The 20,826-nt window shown below is 41.6% G+C and carries 19 protein-coding genes; 10 read left to right on the forward strand and 9 right to left on the reverse strand.

All coding sequences use genetic code 11. The features are described from left to right. Positions 1–21: 21 nt before the first annotated feature. Positions 22–912: a LysR family transcriptional regulator gene (locus NYF15_RS03455; protein ID WP_371352791.1), complete on the reverse strand. Its 891-nt coding sequence runs from the start codon at positions 910–912 to the stop codon at positions 22–24. Between the two features lie 111 nt (positions 913–1,023). Here NYF15_RS03455 and NYF15_RS03460 point away from each other — a divergent pair, with 111 nt between their 5' ends. Beyond that, positions 1,024–2,211: an MFS transporter gene (locus tag NYF15_RS03460; RefSeq protein ID WP_371352792.1), complete on the forward strand. Its 1,188-nt coding sequence runs from the start codon at positions 1,024–1,026 to the stop codon at positions 2,209–2,211. Positions 2,212–2,407: 196 nt separating this feature from the next. Further along, the gene (locus tag NYF15_RS03465; protein ID WP_371352793.1) at positions 2,408–3,370 is read left to right on the forward strand and encodes an alpha/beta hydrolase; all 963 of its coding nucleotides are present in this window, start codon (positions 2,408–2,410) and stop codon (positions 3,368–3,370) included. Positions 3,371–3,436: 66 nt separating this feature from the next. Here NYF15_RS03465 and NYF15_RS03470 read toward each other — a convergent pair whose 3' ends face one another. Next, entirely contained in the window at positions 3,437–4,351 is a 915-nt protein-coding gene (locus NYF15_RS03470) for an AraC family transcriptional regulator N-terminal domain-containing protein (protein ID WP_371352794.1), read from the reverse strand. A gap of 176 nt (positions 4,352–4,527) precedes the next feature. Here NYF15_RS03470 and NYF15_RS03475 point away from each other — a divergent pair, with 176 nt between their 5' ends. Both NYF15_RS03475 and NYF15_RS03480 read left to right on the forward strand, forming a co-directional pair. Beyond that, positions 4,528–5,019: a cupin domain-containing protein gene (locus NYF15_RS03475; RefSeq protein WP_105181850.1), complete on the forward strand. Its 492-nt coding sequence runs from the start codon at positions 4,528–4,530 to the stop codon at positions 5,017–5,019. 14 nt (positions 5,020–5,033) lie between these two features. Continuing rightward, positions 5,034–5,381, forward strand: a complete 348-nt coding sequence (locus NYF15_RS03480) for a cyclophilin-like fold protein (protein WP_371352795.1) — start codon at positions 5,034–5,036, stop codon at positions 5,379–5,381. Positions 5,382–5,450: 69 nt separating this feature from the next. Here the strand turns inward: NYF15_RS03480 and NYF15_RS03485 are convergent, their stop codons facing one another. From NYF15_RS03485 to NYF15_RS03495, 3 genes are all read right to left on the reverse strand, one after another. After that, on the reverse strand, positions 5,451–6,830 hold the full coding sequence (locus NYF15_RS03485) for a serine hydrolase domain-containing protein (protein WP_371352796.1): 1,380 nt from the start codon (positions 6,828–6,830) through the stop codon (positions 5,451–5,453). Between the two features lie 166 nt (positions 6,831–6,996). Next, positions 6,997–8,178 (reverse strand): NAD(P)-dependent alcohol dehydrogenase, encoded by a 1,182-nt coding sequence (locus tag NYF15_RS03490; RefSeq protein ID WP_371352797.1) that lies wholly within the window; start codon positions 8,176–8,178, stop codon positions 6,997–6,999. 11 nt (positions 8,179–8,189) lie between these two features. Then, positions 8,190–8,612, reverse strand: coding sequence for a cupin domain-containing protein (locus NYF15_RS03495; RefSeq protein WP_055021700.1), 423 nt, complete (start codon positions 8,610–8,612; stop codon positions 8,190–8,192). Between the two features lie 186 nt (positions 8,613–8,798). On the opposite strand from NYF15_RS03495, the gene NYF15_RS03500 reads away from it, so the two are divergent. Then, positions 8,799–9,536, forward strand: coding sequence for a hypothetical protein (locus NYF15_RS03500; protein ID WP_371352798.1), 738 nt, complete (start codon positions 8,799–8,801; stop codon positions 9,534–9,536). A gap of 181 nt (positions 9,537–9,717) precedes the next feature. On the opposite strand, the gene NYF15_RS03505 is transcribed toward NYF15_RS03500, so the two are convergent. The 3 genes from NYF15_RS03505 to NYF15_RS03515 are packed head-to-tail and all read right to left on the reverse strand — an operon-like array spanning position 9,718 to position 13,902. Beyond that, entirely contained in the window at positions 9,718–11,154 is a 1,437-nt protein-coding gene (locus NYF15_RS03505; protein WP_371352799.1) for a PepSY-associated TM helix domain-containing protein, read from the reverse strand. 1 nt (position 11,155) lies between these two features. After that, positions 11,156–11,713 carry a hypothetical protein gene (locus NYF15_RS03510; RefSeq protein ID WP_237118989.1) on the reverse strand — a complete coding sequence of 186 codons (558 nt, stop codon included), beginning with the start codon at positions 11,711–11,713 and terminating at the stop codon, positions 11,156–11,158. A gap of 11 nt (positions 11,714–11,724) precedes the next feature. Continuing rightward, entirely contained in the window at positions 11,725–13,902 is a 2,178-nt protein-coding gene (locus tag NYF15_RS03515; RefSeq protein WP_371352800.1) for a TonB-dependent receptor, read from the reverse strand. A 303-nt stretch (positions 13,903–14,205) separates the two neighbouring features. On the opposite strand from NYF15_RS03515, the gene NYF15_RS03520 reads away from it, so the two are divergent. The 3 genes from NYF15_RS03520 to NYF15_RS03530 all read left to right on the forward strand — a co-directional run bounded on the left by NYF15_RS03520 (position 14,206) and on the right by NYF15_RS03530 (position 15,804). After that, entirely contained in the window at positions 14,206–14,718 is a 513-nt protein-coding gene (locus NYF15_RS03520) for a hypothetical protein (RefSeq protein ID WP_130152265.1), read from the forward strand. Positions 14,719–14,759: 41 nt separating this feature from the next. Continuing rightward, the gene (locus NYF15_RS03525; protein ID WP_237118991.1) at positions 14,760–14,945 is read left to right on the forward strand and encodes a DUF1289 domain-containing protein; all 186 of its coding nucleotides are present in this window, start codon (positions 14,760–14,762) and stop codon (positions 14,943–14,945) included. Positions 14,946–15,009: 64 nt separating this feature from the next. After that, complete coding sequence (locus tag NYF15_RS03530; RefSeq protein WP_371352801.1) at positions 15,010–15,804, forward strand: glycosyltransferase family 25 protein; 795 nt, start codon at positions 15,010–15,012, stop codon at positions 15,802–15,804. Positions 15,805–15,819: 15 nt separating this feature from the next. Here NYF15_RS03530 and NYF15_RS03535 read toward each other — a convergent pair whose 3' ends face one another. Next, the gene (locus tag NYF15_RS03535) at positions 15,820–17,601 is read right to left on the reverse strand and encodes a M61 family metallopeptidase (protein WP_371352802.1); all 1,782 of its coding nucleotides are present in this window, start codon (positions 17,599–17,601) and stop codon (positions 15,820–15,822) included. A 202-nt stretch (positions 17,602–17,803) separates the two neighbouring features. On the opposite strand from NYF15_RS03535, the gene NYF15_RS03540 reads away from it, so the two are divergent. Continuing rightward, positions 17,804–19,339: a diguanylate cyclase gene (locus NYF15_RS03540; protein WP_346427438.1), complete on the forward strand. Its 1,536-nt coding sequence runs from the start codon at positions 17,804–17,806 to the stop codon at positions 19,337–19,339. A gap of 135 nt (positions 19,340–19,474) precedes the next feature. After that, positions 19,475–20,818 (forward strand): nucleotide 5'-monophosphate nucleosidase PpnN, encoded by a 1,344-nt coding sequence (ppnN, locus tag NYF15_RS03545; protein ID WP_062568104.1) that lies wholly within the window; start codon positions 19,475–19,477, stop codon positions 20,816–20,818. The last annotated feature ends 8 nt before the right edge of the window (positions 20,819–20,826 follow it).

Genomic DNA, 20,826 nt, shown 5'->3' on the forward strand with positions numbered 1-20,826 from the left:
GTGGTATCTAAATACCGCACTCTATTGCTGTTTTAACGCTTCTAACACAATTTTAAATGCCGGAGACGGTTGTCTACGGCTCGGGTAATACAAATAATAACCGGGAAATGAGGGGCACCAATCAGCTAACACCTTAATTAAATTACCATTTTTTATATGCTCAACGAACTCTTCTTCAGGTAGAAACGCAATACCTAACCCCTGTAACGCCGCCTCAACAATATGATGAGAGGTATTAAAGATTAATTGACCGCGTACATTCACATTAAGTTCTTCACCCTCTTTTTCAAACTCCCACGCATACAAACCGCCATGGGTCGGAAAACGAATGTTGATACAATTATGTGCAGTAAGATCCTTTGGCGTGTTAGGCTTTTGATGCTTAGCAAAATACTCAGGGCTTGCAACGGCTGCCATATTGAGCTCTTTACCAATAGGCACTGCAATCATATCTTTATCTATAGTTTCGCCAAGACGAACGCCAGCGTCGATACGCTGAGCAACAATGTCTGTGTAGCCATAGTTAACATTAAATTCAATATTAATATCGGGGTATTGCTTTAATACATTGGCCAGTTTTGGGAGTAATGTGTTCTGAATGATAAAATCACCACAAGTAATTTTTACCGTACCCGCAGGTTTGTCTCTGAGTTCAGTTAACGCTTCTAACTCATTTTCAATATCATCAAAACGATGCCCTATTGCATTGAGTAAACGCTCCCCGGCGAGTGTAGGCGATACGCTTCGAGTTGTTCTGGTTAACAAACGAATATCTAAATTTGCTTCTAGTGAACGAATAGCCTGACTCAAAGCTGACTGAGTTACTCCTAACTGCGCAGCAGCACGCGTAAAACTGCCAGTTCTTGCCACAATGACAAAATAGTTCAATTCATTGAGGTTTTGTTTGATCATCCATCAGCCTATTAATAAGTATTACTAATAAAGCACATTAGTATTCATTAGCTAGTCTATTCAACCTATGTCTGAAAAAATACTCCATCACATTTAACTGTATGGACTAGCATGACAAATTACTCAACCTATCAAGATGATCAGCCTATCGAGCAGCAAGCTAATTGGAGTGGGGTTTTTGCGATGACATTATGTATTTTCGCCTTAATAGCCTGCGAGTTTATGCCTGTAAGCTTATTAACACCTATGGCTGAAGATTTATCAATTAGTAAAGGCATGGTTGGTCAGGGGTTAGCAATATCGGGCTTTTTTGCGGTGATCACGAGTCTATTTATGAGTCCTTTATTTGCTAAAAGTGATCGAAAGACCTTACTAGTCGCTCTGACCTTGATAATGCTACTGTCAACTTTAACAATCTCTATAGCTGATAGTTACGCTGTTTATATGCTTGGTCGTGCATTAATCGGCTTAGTCATTGGCGGCTATTGGTCACTTTCAACGGCTTCTGCAATGCGCTTAGTTCCTGAGGAAAAAGTGCCTAAAGCACTGGCAGTATTTAATGGTGGTAATGGTCTTGCCATGATAATTGCAGCACCACTTGGCAGTTATTTAGGCAGTGTTCTTGGCTGGCGAGGCGCGTTTATGTGTTTAGTGCCATTTATCGCTATTGCTGTATTTTGGCAATGGCAGGCTTTGCCTAGCATGCCAGTCCATCAGCAATCAAAAGGACCTTTTTCTGCATTTAAGTTATTTAAAAAGCCACTCGTCCGTTTTGGTATGCTAGCTGTCGCGCTGCTATTTATGGGGCAATTTACTTTATTTACCTATGTAAGGCCCTTTTTAGAGTCAGCGTTTCAAGCCACCAGCCAACAAGTCTCTATGGTGTTATTTGTTATTGGTTTTGCAGGCTTTATTGGAACCTTACTGATAAGCAAAGTCATAAAACTCAGTTTAGCGTTTGCATTAATAGCTGCTCCTGCAGTTATGGCATTAATTGCATTTTGTTTAGCTAATCAAATATCTCTTTTTAACATCAACATCGTATTACTTGGATTATGGGGATTAATTGCAACTGCAGCGCCTGTTGCTTGGTGGAGCTGGGTAGCTCGTGCTTTACCAAAAGATGCTGAAGTTGCAGGAGGGTTGATGGTCGCAATTATTCAGTTTTCGATAGCGCTAGGCTCAACGTTTGGCGGTATATTATTCGATGTTTATGACTACTCTATTACCTTCTTTGTTAGCGCAGTTATCTTATTTTTTGCAGCTATTGCCAGCTATTTCAGTATAAAAACACACTAAAAAAGCATTAGGTAGCTCATACTTGGGCTACCTAATGTTCATTTTAAGCACCTAAAAATACATTCGACACTTTTAGGCAATAAATCGACTGTTCTAATATAACGCCAAACTGCACAAATAACCGACAATAACCTCATCAAAGCTGCATTGTGAAAACAAATTGCAGTCCCTGTTAATCACAAAATAGGAGAGTGTTATGACAACCTCAACTGATAATTTTTACCAAAGCGATGCTGTTAACTTTGAAAAAGTAATTTTCAAAAACCAATTACAAATGAATGTAGTCGGTAATCTTTTTACACCAAAAAATGCTGAGAAAGGCGCGAACCTTCCGGCACTTGTAATTGGTCATCCTATGGGTGCGGTAAAAGAGCAAAGTGCTACTTTATATGCAACTAAACTTGCAGAACTTGGCTTTGTTACTTTGGCAATTGATCTTAGCTTCTGGGGCGAAAGTGACGGCGAGCCACGTAATACTGTGCTGCCTGATTTATACGCAGAGTCATTCAGTGCCGGTGTCGATTACCTTGCTAGCCGTTCATACGTCAACAAAGAAAGCATTGGTGGTTTAGGTGTATGTGGTAGTGGTGGGTTCATCATTAGTGCCGCTAAAATTGACCCACGTATCAAAGCTGTGGCAACAGTGAGTATGTATGACATGGGTGGCGCAACGCGCAATGGTTTAGGTAACTCTATCGACCTTGATATGCGTAAAGGTATGCTTGATGAAGCCGCTGAGCAACGTAATGTAGAGTACCTAGGTGGCGAAGTGCAGTACACTGGCGGCTGCCCGCATCACATTGATGAAAGCTCACACCCAATTGCAAAAGAGTTTTATGACTTTTACCGCACTGAGCGAGGTGAATATACACCAGAGCGCTCATCAGCAGATTTAACTACACATCCTACATTAAGCAGCAATGTGCGTTTTATGAACTTTTATCCATTTAACGATATTGAAACTATTTCACCACGTCCATTACTGTTTGTTGCTGGTGAACAGGCTCACTCATTTAAGTTTAGCCAACAAGCCTATGATTTAGCAGCTGAGCCTAAGCAATTATTAGTTGTGCCAAATGCAGGCCATGTTGATTTATATGATGATGTAAGTTTAATTCCATTCACTAAGATTGCTGAGTTTTTCACAGCAAGTCTTTAACTAAAACGTGTCATGGTAACGAATGGGACATAGGGATATGCCCATTCGTTTTTTATACGTAAAGGGCTATTTAGCCGTAGCTAAAAACGCCTCAACATCTCGTTTTGGTGATAAACCAAAAAACCGAGAATACTCGCGAGAAAATTGTGAAGGGCTTTCGTAACCAACCTTAAAAGCAGCTCCTGACGCATCCATACTCTCGCCAACCATTAACCTTCTTGCTTCCATTAACCTTAAACGCTTTTGATATTGCAACGGGCTCATTGAAGTTAGGTCTCGAAAATGATGGTGGAAAGTTGATTTACTCATTTTCGCAAGACCCGCTAAGTCCTCTACACTCAAGGGTTGATCATAGTTTTCTTTTAACCATTTAACACTACGTGCAATTCTCAGCCCTTGGCTACCAGTCGATACTATATGGCGAAGCTCCGCCCCATGCTCACTATTAAGTACACGCCAAAAAATTTCGCGCTTTATTAATGGCGCAAGCACAGGCATAGACTCAGGATCATCAACCAGCTCAACTAGTCGTGTAAAAGCGTTAAGCAGTGGCTCTGTCATCTCACCTAAGGTCATACCCTTGTTCAGTGATTGCTTGTTTAATTTATCGAGCGGCACTTGCGAAATTAGTTCACCTAACATAGCCAAATCAAGCTTTAACACTAAACCTAAATAAGGTGCGTCGTCTTCCGCTTCAAGAACTTGCATTTTTGCTGGCAAATCTATAGAAGTAATCAAATACTTGTGTGGATCATACTTGAACACATCTTCGCCCAAGGTCATGCTTTTCGCCCCTTGTAAAACCAGTGCAATACTTGGTTCAACCACACACATAGAACAAGAGGTGGCGGCCTGAGTTTGTCGATAAAAAAACAAATCCTCAATTACACTATCAGCGGTTTCTTGCTGGCCGATAAGTGGTGCAATTTTATCTGCTAAAGCGGCGCTCATTTTAGCAACAGCTTCATGATCTGAATGCATAACCAACCTTATTAAATTTAAGATACTTAACTATACGCTCGGTTATACAATATTGACTAGTAATAAATTTGCCACCTCGGACTAATAGGCAATAACTTGCGTGCATTGTACTTTTTAAAGGCACAATTATTAGCCAAAATGAAGATTCATTCGGTTACAAACACATGGAGAAAAGTATGAAGTATATTATCGGCACCCTTATCTTAACGATGAGCGCATTTAGTCATGCAGAAAACGCCTCTTCACAACGTTTAGAATTACCGCAAATCACAGTGCAAAAAAATGGCACTCAGTACCCAATGACTGGGCTCGACAAGTATTTCACGGGCAAAGTACGCGTCGAGCCTAGTTTCCAAGCTCATGGCGAAGCGAAAGCCGCTGGTGCCATGGTAACCTTTGAGCCCGGCGCTCGAACAAACTGGCACACTCATCCTGTTGGCCAAACCTTAATTGTTACATCAGGTATGGGCTGGGTTAATCAGTGGCATGGACAACCTCAGGTTATAAAACCAGGTGACGTTGTCCATATTCCTGCTAATGTTAAACATTGGCACGGCGCGACAGATAAAACAGCCATGATGCACTTAGCTATTCAAGAGTCAAAAGACGGTAAGGTTGTTGATTGGTTAGAGCCAGTAACAGATAAGCAATATTTAAAAAAGCAGTAAAGATGGTCAGTGAAATGCAAATAAAGTTCACCAGTAACAGCAAAACTATGCAAGCGACTCTGGAAAGTAACAATGCCGCTAAGCATTTTTATCAACTTCTACCATTGACTCTTAAGGTAGAAGACTTTGCCAATGCGGAGAAAATTGCCACTTTACCAGAGAAATTAAATCTACAAGGCTTGCCTGCTGGCACCGATGCCGATGCAGGAGACATCACTTATTACGCACCTTGGGGTAACCTTGCGCTCTTTTATAAGCCGCAAAGTTACGCAAATGGCCTGATAAAACTTGGCAAAATAACGGGCGATAGTCAGTTTTTTAAAAGTTTAGGCCAAGCGGATGTCACTATAGAGCCTTTGTAGTAGATACTAACTCTCCAGTTAGCAAAGCTGCTTCTGTACGCCACAAAGCAGCTTTTTTATTGCCTAACTTTATCTACCCAGTGCTTTTAAAACATCACGTGTAAAGTCATGTTCACTAAAGCCTTTAAGCCCTGCAAGGTCATACCCTCGCCTAACAATCACTAACTGCTCGCTTGGAATAATCACCAAATATTGACCACGGTTACCTCGCGCAGCAATAGTATCGTTTGGTAATTCAGGAAAACGTTCGTTATAAAGCCACCACTGTGCGCCGTATCCTGGCGCCGTTTCAGGGGGTTGAGCAGGGGCAGGTTTACTAATATAACTTAACCAGTCTTTTGGTAATATTTGCTCACCTTGCCAGCGACCATTATTTAGGTGTAATAGCCCTAAACGAGCAAGATCCCGTGAAGTAGTCCACACTTGCGATGACAAAATAAAGTCACTTTGCCAATCTGACTCTAAAAACGTGTGCTGCATGCCGATTTTATCGAGTAAGTTGTCATATGGGTAACGTAAATAGCTCGCCTCATCGTTGAACGTTTCTCGTAAGGTACGTAGCGCTAACATGGTGTCGTTATTGGCGTATTTCCAGCGGCTACCTGGCTTTACTTCTAACGCAGTATGCGTTGCAGTATCAGACACTAAACCGCCCCCCATATACACCCGATCTGTCCGGTTGCCCGCTTTATTACTGTCTAAGCCTGATGCCATGTGAAGTAAGTTTTCAAGGGTAATTTCGCCACGTGGGTCAAGCGGGTGAGACCAGCTTTCAAGCCCCGCAGGCTTAGTAACATCAAGTCGCTTTTGCGCTACCGCCACACCAATGATGCTAGCGCCAATACTTTTTGCAACAGACCAAGTACGCTGGGCGGTTTCAGGGGTAAAACCTGCTTTATATTGCTCTGCTAAAATCGCCTCAGGGCTTGCTATTAAAATAGCTGAAGTGCGTGCGCCTTCACCATAATGACGAGTAAAAGCCTGAGCAATAATCTCATCAAGCGCCTTATTACCCGTTGCTTTATTAACACCATTTAACGTTTGCCAAGGCTTACCATCATCCTTTTGGTAGGCTAAGTTTTCTTTAAACGGTGCTTGCACAAGTGTTGCAGCTTTAAGGCTTGCCCCTACGGGTAAATCAACACAGCCTAAACGAGAACGCCACACCGATATGCGCTGTTTATCTTTATCGTAATCAACAATGACTCGCTTGTGCTCAGTATCAATGTTCGCTTTTAGTGTTTTTACAGTATCTGCGATTAAAGGGTAAATACCGGTAAGTTCATCAATATCGATTTGATCTTTGCTTTTGCCAGCGTTAAACGTAGCACTACAGGTAAAATTGGCGACGTACCCAGCGGCATAGGCGTTTAAAGTTGTATCTGTTTCTTCGCTACAAACAAAAAAGCTGGAGCACAACAACGTACTTAGGAAGGTTATTTTTTTCATTATTACTCCTTGGGGGCCAAAAAGCCTAAGTTAGCAAAAGAAAAAAATAATGATATGTTTTTACGGCAGTATTCGCTCTTTAAGCGACAAATCACTGAATAAAAAAGGAACAACAAAAAGCGCCATACTGGGTATGGCGTTTGGCTTACTCAATCTAAAAAATTATTTAAAATGTCGAGGCATCAATTACATAACGATAGCGCGCTTTTTTATCCACCACGCTTTGCCATGCATTATTGATTTCAGAGGCTTTGATTAACTGGGTTGCTGGCAGAATGTTATTCTTAGCACAGTAATCAACAACGTCTTGCGTTTCTTGCATATCACCAATTAACGAAGCATTAAAGTTTACGCGGCTTGCAGCCAATGCTAATGCATTCATGTTTAATGAAAATTCTTCTGGCATCCCCACTTGGGTGTACGTGCCGAATGGTTTAACTAGTGAAGCATATTTAGCGACATCATATTTAACTGGCAAGGTATTAATTAAATAATCAAGCTGCGACTTATGCTCGTTGTAAGCGTCTTCACCGTCCACAACAACCACTTTAGCGCCAAAGGCTTTAATATCGGCTACTTTGTCTTTAGAGCTAGTGAACGCGTAGACATCAGCACCTTGCGACACAGCTAATTTAACAGCTAAGTGCCCAAGTCCACCAATACCAACAACACCTACTTTATCGCCTTTTTTCAAGTTGAATTTAAGCAGCGGAGAATACGTTGTAATGCCGGCACATAATAAAGGAGCAGCATGCTCTAAACTAATGTTTTCAGGAATATGCACTGCAAAATGATCGCGAACAACAATGTTATTCGAGTAACCACCTTGTGTGATACCCGTCGGTGAGCGTTCATCAGGGTAACCATAAGTGAATTTTGTTTCTGGGCAATATTGCTCGCCTTGATCTTTACAGCTATTACAGTCAAGACAGCTATCAACCATACAGCCTACACCAGCACGGTCGCCCACTTTAAACTTAGTCACATTCTTACCGACCGCAGTTACGATACCTGCAATTTCATGACCTGGTACTTGAGGGTATTGCTGTGCGCCCCAATGCCCTTTCATCTGATGAATATCTGAGTGGCAAATACTGGCGAATTTAATTTCGATTAAAATATCGTTATCGCCTACTGGGTGTCTTTCGAACTCCCATGGCTTTAGTAAGCCTGAATTATCAAAAGCCGCATAGCCACGAGATTTTATATTGCCATTTGCAAGCTGCTCAGATGATGCTGCAAATGAAGGCGCCGCAAAGCCACCTAATAAAAGGCCTGCGCCTAGAGCTGAACTCGTTTTAATAAAATTACGACGTGATAAGTCTTGCGTTTCATGTTTGTCACACATTTCAATGTACCTTATGCTAAATAATCTTCATCAGAAACAGCTTCAAACCAATCAACTGGTTTACCATCGAGTGCTTCTTGAACTGCTACATGCTTCATTGCACTATCAGCTGTCGCACCATGCCAGTGTCGCTTCCCGCAGTTACACCAAATTAAATCACCCGGATTGATGACTGTTTTCTCGCCACCCTCGCACTGTGTCCAACCTTGACCTTCTGTAACTAATAAAACTTGGCCGAGTGGATGAGAATGCCAATTTGTGCGAGCTCCTTTTGAAAACTCCACCACAGCAACACCAACGCGAGCAGGTGCTGGTGCATTAAATAAAGTACTAATTTGCACTTTACCTGTGAAACATTCGGCTGGCCCTGCGATTGGATCTTGAGAACCTGACTTAATTACTTGCATATCGTTTGTTTGCGCTGAATCACTCATATGTTTCTCCTGGGGTTGCTTAGGTTTTGCTCTACTATTTCAGTCTAAAGCATAGTTAAAAACCATAAATGCCTGAAGCTCGCGCTTTCTTGCCTATTTTTGTAAAAAACTTTTAAACCCTTTAAACCTTTTTTATCAGCACCTGCGACTAAGCTAGTAACACCACACATATGAAAGGGAAGAACCATGTTAAGTACAGTAAAAACACTCTCACTAATTGCCGCAGGCTTATTATCAGCACAAACCTTTGCTTGGGGTGATATGCCACTACAAGCAACTAAAAACCTAACGCTAGATGCAACATCATTAAGCGCTTTAAAAGTAGAAGCAGGCTCTGGCTTTTTACACATAACCGGTAGTGACAGTGATCAAGTGACCGTTAAAGCCGAGATTTATCAAGAAAAGCCTCATGATGAATACTGCTTAGACCTTAAAGCCAAAGGCAATAACGCAGCACTTAGTGCAGGTCAATGTGAATATCAAACCAACAAACAAACTCGCATTGATTTAAGCGTTGCAATCCCTCGTTCATTCAATGTTGATGTGCACGATGGCTCCGGTGAAATTATTATTAGCAAAGTTGCCAATACAGTGATCAACGATGGTTCTGGTTCAATTACAGCGAATGACATTGAAGGTACATTAGAAATCAATGATGGTTCGGGTAGCATAGATGCACGTAATATCAGCGGTGATATTAAAATTCATGACGGCTCAGGTAATATTGATGTTGCCAACGCACAAGGTAATATTGAAGTGCACGATGGCTCTGGTGGTATTGATTTAAATGATATCTCGGGCGATGTAGTCGTTTCAGATGGTTCAGGAAGCATTCGCGTTGATACTGCGGCAAACTTTGAATTATTAACTGATGGTTCTGGCTCAGTAAAAGTAACCAACATTGCTGGTAAAACAAAGATGTAAGCATAGTATTACTAAAAAGGCGGTGCTAATTAGGGGCACCGCATTTGCAATTAATTCTGTCTGCCCTAGGGATTAAATTATATGCATGAAAACCCTATGGTAAAATACACTAAATATAAAACCAGCAGCAAAGGGCTGCTAACACCCTCTTGGAATTGGGGGCATTGATACACCTTTTTAATTAGCTATCCCAACCTTTTTTCACGCGTGAATAACGGTATCGCCACACACATAAAGCGAATACGATAAACGTGATATTTATGGCAATTGAGTTAGGCACTAAGGCATCAGGGTAATGTACTAAAAGGTGCGTTATTGGCAATATAACTAACAACATCGCCAACACGTTAAGCAAGACCAAGTGCGTCTTTACCAGCATCTTTTGTATTAACGAACCGACTAATATAGCCACTAACACCAACCAAAATACCGGCTTAGTAGGAATATGTAGCATGAGCTCTAACAACGCCGCACAAATAAACGCAATCGGGGTGCCCCAAACAAACCCCATCCATAATTGGTTGAGGGCGTCTTGTTTTTGCCTTTTCGCCAACCATAAATTAATGCCTGTGACCGAGATTATGGTCAGTGCAAACCCCATTAAACCAAAAAAGATTTTCATAGCTTCAGGGCCAAAATGGCCAAAGTGAATACGGTACACAGAAAAAATGGCCTGCTGCCCTACTTCACCGTCTGAGTAGCCTACTTTGTCTATGTATTGCCCGTATGAATCAAAACGATATTGCTCAGAATAAATCAACTTATCGAGGTGCTGCGAGCCAAGCAAAATGTATTGATTGTCTTTGGTGGCATTCTCAAGCGTAACGAAAACAGGTTGCGTGTTAGGCTCCATGGCTCTAATTTCATTAATAGCGCGAGCTATGTCGGCCACTTTGGGCTGGTTTTCAACAACAATAGATGAGCCATAAATGTCAGCGAATAAACCCATTTTGTTCCCGTCATATAAGGTGTCGGCATAAATCGAGGTTAGAAATGATGCTAAACCAAAATACACCCCAGTAAGCGCTATCATTAAGTGAAATGGCAAACCCCATACACTCATACGGTTGTGCAAATCACCTTGTGTAAGCTGCTCGTTATTACCTGTACGCAGGCGAAAGGCGTCTTTAAATATGCGTCTATGGGCAATAATGCCTGAAATAATTAACGCGCTTAAGATTGCGCCAAGCGTACTAACTATCATCATGCCGAGATCTTCAGGTAAATGAAGGGCTGTATGCAAATCAACAATTAAATCTGTAATGGGGGTTGTTGAGGGTTCACTTAACTCACCTGTTGGCGATATATTCCAGGCCTCTCCCTCAGCGCTAATACGCGCGCGGGGTAAATCTTGCGTCGGCAAGCGCACCACAATGTTACCGTCAGTGCTGCCGCCTTTCATTTCTAAAAAGCGCTCATAAGCGGTTTGAATACTGCTTGGTGTGTAATTTAAGTCATCTGCAATATGTGGTTGCTCCCAACGTAACAACTCTTGAGAAAACACAGACAAAGCACCGGAAAAACACACCCAATACATCAGCACGCTCACTGCAAGGCCGATCCATGCATGACTTTTTAACGCGCTCTTATTGGCATTTGGGGAAATAGATAAACTCATACTACACACTATAAATAAACAAATAACTCAGCGCACTGAGGCCCGCTAGCACACAAATAGGTCGCCACAATTTGCTATCGGCACATAACCAATAAGCCGCAGCTCCCCATAAAATAGGCATAGTATAAATACCTAAGGCGATTTGATTCACTTTGCTCATATTCAATGCCGTGGTCCAGATAACTGTCACTAACATGGCACAAACGGCACTTAACCCGACACATGCAGCGGCTTTTATTAACGCGTTAACACATATCACTAAACGAGGTTGAGTAATGCCGCTGACAAAAGGCAAGCTGATGCGTTTTATATCTTTATCGATACGTTGGCGAGCAAAATAAATCCAACTCCATGCCTGCAAAGAAAACGCTACAACGCCGTAACATATGCCCAATTCTGGACCATGCTGCTGAACCCATAACATAAAAGAGCCAAACATCAGTGCCAACGCACCGAGTTTGGCTATACATTTAAAGGCTATAAGGTTGCTTTGCCAAGCACGGTAAAACAACCCAATCGCCATTGCGCTGCCAATAAAGGCAGCGATAGACATCCACATAAATTACCCTATTAGAAGCTGAATGATGCAGATAATTTAACGGTGCGAGGCTCACTTAGAACAAGGTAATTTGAGCCTGGGTAGCCACCTACTGATGCCCAGTAGTTGTTGTCAAAAACATTATCGACACGGGCACGAATTGTTATATCAGTCATACCAACTAAGAAGTTATAACGTGCACCTAAATCAAAGCGGTTTGATGCATCAACTTCTAAACTGTTATCGGCGCTTGCGTATTGCTCTGAGGTATAAGCTGCACGAGCATCGAGGGTTAAGCCTGGTAGTGCAGTTACGTCCCACTCAAAGTTTACGTTGGCTTGTAAGTCAGGCACGCCAATGGCGGTATTACCATCAAGTAAGCCGTCTTGCGTTTTTTTCATTTCAGCGTCAATCCAGGTAAAACCACCAATCACACGCAGGTTATCTGCTGGCATACCAAATACACTGACTTCTAGACCTTGATTTTGTTGTTCGCCATCAATGCTAAATACATTGTTGTTGATCACAGATGTTTGCTTTGAAGTATTAAACACACTGACTGAGCCGCCGTATTGGCCCGCATCGTATTTTAAACCAACTTCAATTTGTTCAGCACGGTATGGGTCAAATACTTCCCCAGCGTTTACAACAGCTTCTCCTCCACTGGTGGTAGGTGCAACTTCACCTGGTAATAAACCTTCAATGTAGTTTGCGTAGTACGAAAGCTGCTCTGACGGCTTGTACACCACACCTGCAACTGGGGTGAATTGTGACTCATCGTAGCCTGATAACTCGTCGCCGCTATTGTAATCATAGGTATTGGTTTCAATATTTTGCAAACGACCACCTAAGGTAACAAGCAGTTTTCCATCGTTGAATGACAACATATCAGCGAGTGCAAAACTTGAAAGTTCGGTTTTTTCAGTAACCAAAGGGTTGTTTAAGTCACCGCCAATGAAAAAGTCGGCATCAGGCATATCGGCAGTTTCAGGTCTGTATAAGGTGCCGGCACTAAAGCCCGTAAAACTTGAGAATGCATACGCATTTTCTGCTTCTAGGGAGAACACTGATGCTGATGAAATCAGCGTGTGGCCAACTGAGCCAGTATCAAACTGAATATTAACGCCCACTTCACCCGACTGCACATCTTCATTGCGCACATTATCAAAGCGGTATGCGCTTAAGTCGCCGTTGTCTTGCATGGTTGGGTTTGCAAAGCGGTTATCTTCTTCGCCACTTCTAAAACCGTAAGCGACCCAGCCGCTGATATTATCGGTAAAATCGTATTCACCACGAACAGCCCCAAATAATTGGCGCTCATCAGTGTAGGTCCAATCTTGAGCAAAATTAGTGTCGCTATCGGGCGCGTCTAAAATAACACCTGATGGAGTCACGGCAGGACGCGGAGCGTCAACTTGGTGATCTTGAAAACCTAAATCTAACGACACGCGAAAATTCTCACTCTGGTGATCAACTCCGACTGACGCGACAGTCAAGTCACGGTCTTGGTTATCAACACTGGTTTCACCGCCACGCTGAACTAAATTTACACGGACACCGGTGCTGTTTTCTTCATCACCAAAACGGCGGCTAACATCGGCTGCGCCATACATGTGGCCTTGCGATTCATAACCAAGTGTCACGCGATTAAGTGGCTCATCACCTGCACGTTTAGGAACAATGTTTACAGAGCCACCTAAACCACTACCGCCAGGTGCTGCGCCATTTAAAAAGGCACTTGCGCCACGAAATACTTCCACACGTTCTAATAACTCAGCGGCGACATACTGACGCGGTAAAATACCGTATAAGCCATTGTAGGTCATATCATCTGAGTAAACAGGGAAACCACGCATGACATAGAGTTCTTGAAAGTTACCGAAGCCTTTCGCAACTCTCACCACAGGATCATTTTGCAACACATCAGCCACACTTTTCGCTTGTTGCTCACGAATAAGCTCAGCAGTAAAGTTAGTGCTGTTAAATGGCGAATCCATCATATCAAGGTTACCCAAGATCCCTGCTCTACCGCCACGAGATACCTGTCCACCAGCAAAGCTATCGCGTAGCTCAACTTGAGATGCATTAACAGTTATATGCTCAATATCGCCATTATTGTTTTCTTTAGATTGTTGTGTTTGGGCATATACAGGCGCACTCACATAAATAAGGCCAGCCATTACTGCTAAGGCACTTTTATGTAAATTCATTGGGAACTCCGAGATGAGAAAAGGTTATTATATTATAATTTATGATAACTGTTTTTATTTGCATCTTCAATTGACAGAGTTGGATTAGATTTTAAGATTGTTTTATTAGATAAATGATGAAGAAAAAGAAGCCCATCAAATAAAAAGGATAACTGGAAAAAATCAAGTGCTGATATCTGTGCATTAGATCAAGCCTAATTAATTCAAAATTAATATTTTTATGTCTTTCATAGCATTTTTACAAGGGCTTAGGTATCCTTTATAAAACGTTTAAGGAACTGCTATTTAAAAGGATAGCCTGATATGAAAAAGCCACTCGCCGCTTTACTAACTAGCCTTGTTTTAACAGGATGTACGGGACTGACAACTGAGCAACAAGCTGCCATTGATAACTTAACCCCTTGCGAGAAAATTAACGCACTACTAGGTGCTTATGATAACCGCTTTGAAGGCTTAAAACGTAGCCGTGTAAATACTAAGTACATGGAAACATGGACAGCAAAATACAATCTAATTAGTGATAACTGCCAAATTACCGCGCTTGATAAAGACAATGTTACCTACCGCTGCGTAGGTAGTTATGAGCAACAACAACAAGCTGTCGCCGATCACACTCGTGCAGTTAACTTTACTCAAGCATGTTTAGCAGATAACAATTGGCATCAAACACAAAAAGAGTCCGCAGAATCGTTGCGCACAACTTTTGTGCTTGACGAAAACAATCCTGTTATCTCAATTCATACAGGTAAAACCCTTTCACGTAAAAAACAATGGTCTACAACGCTCGAAATTGGTAAACCAGTTGAAGGTAAATAGCTGATTTATTGAAGGCTAAGACAATTAGCCTTCAGAACACTATGACAAATTCCCATAAAGAAAATAGCCAATTTAAAACAGACTGTGTAGGTCAGTGTCATCGCCTTAATGGCTATTGCACAGGCTGTGGTCGCAGCAATGATGAAATTTTTGATTGGATCATTTTATCCGAGCAAGAAAAGCAAACAATTTTAAATACCCCTCGCCCTGACATAAAAAATAAATAGTACTGACACTCAAGCGTCATTGACGATTGCTAGCCTGCTTAAAACGGCTAATTAGGTAATTATCATGACTGCTATTTTTGTAATTAATTTAGTAAGCTCAGCTGAGCGGCTAAATCATGTAAGCCAAGAGCTAAAGGCACAAAACTTACCCTTTGAGCGCATTAATGCAGTTGATGGTAGGGAACTGTCTGAATCAGCGATTGCTCAGCATTACAGTGCTGATTTAAACCTAAAAAAATACCATAAGCCGTTAAGTAAAGGTGAAATTGGTTGTTACCTGAGCCACCGAAAAGCGTGGCAAACAATTGTCGATAGACAACTAGATTATGCGATTATTTTAGAAGATGACTTTGTTCTCGACCGCTCCATTCACAGTGCAATTGAAAACATTAATACGTTAAAGCAGCCTTGGCAGCTAATAAAATTGGCGGCTTATAAAGACCGTCAGCGTGGCATTGCTTTTACCAAACCCCTTGCTGATGAGCAGCATTTAGTCATTCACAAAAAGCTGATGTCTGGCTGTTGTGCAACAGCTGTTAGCTTGGCAGGCGCAAAAGCGCTGTTAAAAGCCACTGCCACATTTGGCCGTCCCGTTGATTGCGATTTACAACATGTTTGGGAAACGGGCGTTTATGGCTACTCTTTGCTACCCTACCCGGTATCGCAACCTAAAAATTCACAAAGCGATATTAGGGATAGATCAAACAAGGTTAAAAAATCATTTTGGCGACGTAAAAAGCAGCAACTTCACAGCGCATTATTAAACACAAAGTACACTAAGCAGTTTGTGAAAGCGCAGCAAACTCCAAACAAAAAGAAAGGAGCCGCAGCTCCTCTCTTACCAGTCAAAAATCATTAAACATTAGATTGGCTGTTATTTTTCTTGGTTTGGGTGGTCAACACCCATCCATGCTTTAAACAATGCCATTTGAGCGGGTGTTGCATCTTTTAATGCTTTTACCTTTTTCTCTTTATCAAAGTCTTCACTCAGTGTCAGCGTCGTGCTTTGCAGGGCATCACGTCTAATGAAATCAACAGTCACAGTGTCGCCTGCTTTAAATGTTTCAAGGCTAGCTGTTAAATCTTTACCAACATGCTTTTTGTTGAATGCAACAATTTTGTCATCTGTCGTTAAACCCGCTTGCCAAGCAGCGCCACCACGGCGAACGTGAGTCAATGTAAGTAACTCACCACTGTTTTTAGCGAACGAATCAATACTCGGTACTGGTTTTGCCCCTTCTGGGCGAATTAAACCTAAGCCTACTTTTTCAAGTAATGCATCGAAGTCGATAGCAGCTGGCTCATCCACATTCGCTTGCCACCAAGCGCTATAATCACGACCTGTTAGCTCTTTTAAAATTGCTTTAACATCATCTGGCGTAAAACCATCTGGTAAACGGTGCTTGTTGTAAAGTGCACGGTGAACATCACGGTAGCTAATTTTTCCATCGCTTTTTTCAAGTAAATCAATCTCAAGCGCCATTGAAATCAATGACCCTTCTAGATAGATATTAGTGCTGTAGTTGCGAGCGTGGTCGCCGCCTTGGTTGATCCACTTATCAAAACTGGTTTCGGTTGCGCTTTGGACTTCGCGACCCGGTGTTTGTAAGTGACGATTAATTGTTTTGGTTAACGTACCAAAAAACTCATCGGTTGTTTCAATACCCGAGCGCACCATTAAGTGATCTTCAAAGTAGCTGGTTGAACCTTCTGCTATCCACAACGTTTTCGTGTAGTTAATATTTGTGTAATCGTAAGGGGCAATCCCCTTTGGACGATACGCTTTAACATTCCACGTATGAATAAATTCGTGGGCAGCAGTGCTAATAAACGCGAGGTAATCTTTACGAGAACCAAAACGGTCACGTGGGCGCTGGATAATGGTTGAGTTTAAATGCTCTGTTGCCCCGCCTGCACCTGATGTAGCATGTACCATAAATACATAACGTTCATACGGATAGCTGTCCCAAATTACATTGCCGGTTGCCACTAGCTTTTTAAGGTCGGTTAGCATTTGCTCTACGTTGTAGTTGCCCTCACCCCAAATAACGAGTTCGTATTCACGACCATCAACAGTGAACTTGTGTAGCTCATTGATACCACTTTCAATTGGCGAATCTACTAAAATGTCGTAATCCGCGGCTTTAAAGCTGTGTTTAGAACCCGCATTTTCCATACCTGACACTGAACGCCACGCTTTTGGTACGTTTAGATTCACAGTAACAGGGTCTTGGCGAAATGATTCACTGAACATGAAAAAGCCCGAGGCATCAATAAAGGCATGGCTATCATCAATGTGACGAGCACGCTTACCAAGCTCATTGGCATATACTTGGTAATCAACATTTACTTGCGTTGGCTCGTTTAGGTGAACACGCCAAGTGCTGTGGTCAATTTTCTCCCACTTTAACGCCTTACCGTCATCATCTTTTGCTTCGAAAAAGCGTACGCCATTGGCAAGATTTAAAATTTCGTAACGACCTGTACGCCAAGCGGGAAGTTTAATATCTAAATGTGCTTGCGCAGTTTCAGGAAACTCAACACTCACATTACCTAAATGGTGTTCAGGTTCAGTAATAGACAGTGAATAATTAACATCAGCAAATGCACTGCTTGAGCACGCCGCTAATATTGACATGGCCAACAACTTTTTCATAACAACTCTTTTTTCTTAGTATCAAAATTACGAGCTAGCCTACCAACTGAGTAAAAAAATGTGAATTAAAAACCGATAAAGCCCCAATGCAATAAGCTTGATAAACAAATTCGCTAAGTTTTTGACTTCGCGCCTACATTTCGCATTAATTTGTTGTAAACTTAGGGTATTGAAATTTGAATCTTAATGGCGGTATTACTCGGTGCAACAGCAGCATGATGTCCTTAATAAAAAGTTAAAACAAGCGATCGACGCACGCATGGTCGTCGAAGACGCTCGTAAGCATCAAGTTGAATTGCTCTCACAGTTTGCGGCGAAATTATCGCTCAGCTGTAAAGGGCTAGACATTGAACTAGACAACCGTCTTGCAAAATACCGTAATGCATTAAGAAAAGGAGTAGACTTTCAGCTACTAGAGCCCTTTATTAACGATATTCTTGGGCTGTTAAAAAACCAAGAAACGAAACAAATGGCGCTACAACGCGAGTTGAATGACACTGTCCTTGATGCCGGTAAGCAACTTCAAAAAGTAAAAGGTTTACCAGACGATGCGCGCAGAACACTTCGTCATCTGCTTGATCATGAATTAAATAATATCCAGTCAAATCATGACTTTGTTCCATTACTTTCAAAGTTGATTGTAATCTACCATCAAGCATTGCAAGCGAAACTCTCCGCAGCAAATGAAGCTGAAGCACTCATAAAGCCAGAACTTGCCAAACAGTTAATGCTCCTTGCCAATGACCTTGTGCTAGAAGATGAAAGTGCAGAACAAATAAAGAGTATAAAAAATAAAATTACCTACAATGATAGTGTCGATGACCTGCTAGATACAGCAATCGATATTATCACTATCATTACACGTAATATGAGCAAAGAGCGCCAATCTGCGCAAAGCTTTTTAATCTCATTAAACCAAACAATCGAAGACCTACATCACTCGATTGTATCAACCAGTAAGCATTCAGAATCACTCAGTGCTGAATATGAAACGCTCAATAAACAAATAGAAAGTAAAATTAAGAATTTGCATAAAAAAACACAAGATGCGACATCTATTTCAGCGCTGAAAGAGCTGGTAGAAGAAGAGCTAAAATCGCTAAGTGACGACTTAATTGCAAAAGAAAAGCTTGAGCATACCGAGCGTGAAAACTTATTAGCAAGTTTCAACGACATAAATAGTCGAATTGGTCATTTAGAATCTAAACTGACCACTTACAAGCAGCGTTTGAATGAACAAAGGTTCAAAAGCTTGCTTGATGGGTTAACTAAGTTACCAAATCGAGCTGCATTTGATGAGCGCTTTAACCATGAGTTTCATCTGTTTGATGCCCAGGAATCAGACCTCACATTAGTTGTGATTGATGTTGACCATTTTAAATCAATTAATGATAAATATGGTCACAGTGCCGGTGATAAAACACTACAAGTGATAGCCAAAGCACTACAAAAATCAATTCGTAAATCTGACTTTATTGCCCGTTATGGCGGTGAAGAATTTGTCATGTTAATGACCGGAATGTCTCTTGATAATGCATCATTGCCGCTTGAAAAACTGCGTAAAACGATTCAAGCCATTCCATTTAAATTTAAAGATACTCAAGTTGAAATAACCATTTCAATCGGTGCTACACAACTTAAAAAAGGTGACACACCTATTATCGCATTCGACCGTGCTGACGATGCACTCTATCGTGCCAAGAACGAAGGACGTAATAGAGTGTGCGTCAGTCGATAAATTAATTATACCAATTTACTTAATTAATTGAGCAACCTACACCTCAAAATGATTAAGTATTATTGCGACAGGTATTAGTTTAAGTCTTGTACATACACAATGATAAAGGCTCATAGATGAGCTAGGAGAGTGCTTATGTTAAAACAATTGAATCCTACAGGCGTACTGGATTTATTATCACAACTAGAAGTAGACTTACTCGAACAATCATCCACCAGTGAGCGCTATAAATTATTTAGAAACTGTGTGCTCGCCGTCCTAAATGTGGGCAGTCATACCGACTCAAGCTCTGAGATATACGATAAATTTGAAGATTTTGATATTCGCCTTTTAAGCCGTGAGCGTGGTATTAAAATAGAACTTGAAAACCCTCCTGAGTCGGCGTTTGTCGATGGCGAAATTATCACCGGTATTCATGAACATATTTTCTCAGTTATCCGCGATATTTTGTTTATCTGCCAAAAATATGAGAAAAACCTGACCGAACAAAAAGCCATCACGCATATGGTGTTTGACATGCTAAGAAATGCGGGTGCGCTCCGCGTCAACAGTGATCCTAGTATGATTGTTTGCTGGGGCGGTCATTCAATTAACGAAGTTGAATATAAATACACCAAGCAGGTGGGTTATGAGCTTGGCCTACGTGGTTTAAACATTTGTACAGGTTGTGGTCCTGGCGCAATGAAAGGGCCAATGAAAGGGGCCACTATCGGACACGCTAAACAACGTATTTCAGATAACCGTTATTTAGGGTTAACAGAACCTAGCATTATTGCTGCTGAGCCACCGAACCCGATTGTAAATGAATTAGTTATTTTACCCGATATCGAAAAGCGCCTCGAAGCTTTTGTAAGAACGGCACATGGCATTATTATTTTCCCAGGCGGTGCAGGAACAGCTGAAGAGCTATTGTATTTGCTCGGTATTTTGCTCCACCCTGATAACGAAAAACAACGTTTACCTGTTATACTTACGGGCCCTAAAGAGAGTGAAAATTACTTTATCGAGCTTTGCAAATTTGTTGAGAAAACACTCGGTAAAGTCGCTCTTGAAAAGTTCGAAGTTATTATTGATGACCCTGCCCGTGTAGGTAAATCACTTAAAACCCAAATGGCCGAAGTTCGCGACTACCGTAAGAGCCAAGGTGATGCCTACTACTTCAATTGGACATTGAAAATTGATAATGATTTCCAGCAGCCCTTTGTACCAACGCACGAAAACATGGCAAGTTTGGACTTGCATTTAAATCAACCTACACAACAATTAGCAGCAAATTTACGCCGTGCCTTTTCGGGTATTGTGGCAGGTAACGTTAAAGATGAAGGTATTCAGGCTATAAAACAGCATGGCCGCTTTATACTCAGCGGTGAGCCTACATTAATGACCGACATGGACAAGTTGCTTGCAGCCTTTGTTGCCCAGGGCCGAATGAAGCTACCAGGCAGCAAGTATATTCCTTGTTATGAGATTAAAGCCTAACAAGGAGA

Origin of the sequence: Pseudoalteromonas sp. 68 DY56-GL68, from assembly GCF_041414825.1 — a bacterium.
In the GTDB taxonomy this organism is placed as follows: Bacteria; Pseudomonadota; Gammaproteobacteria; order Enterobacterales; family Alteromonadaceae; genus Pseudoalteromonas.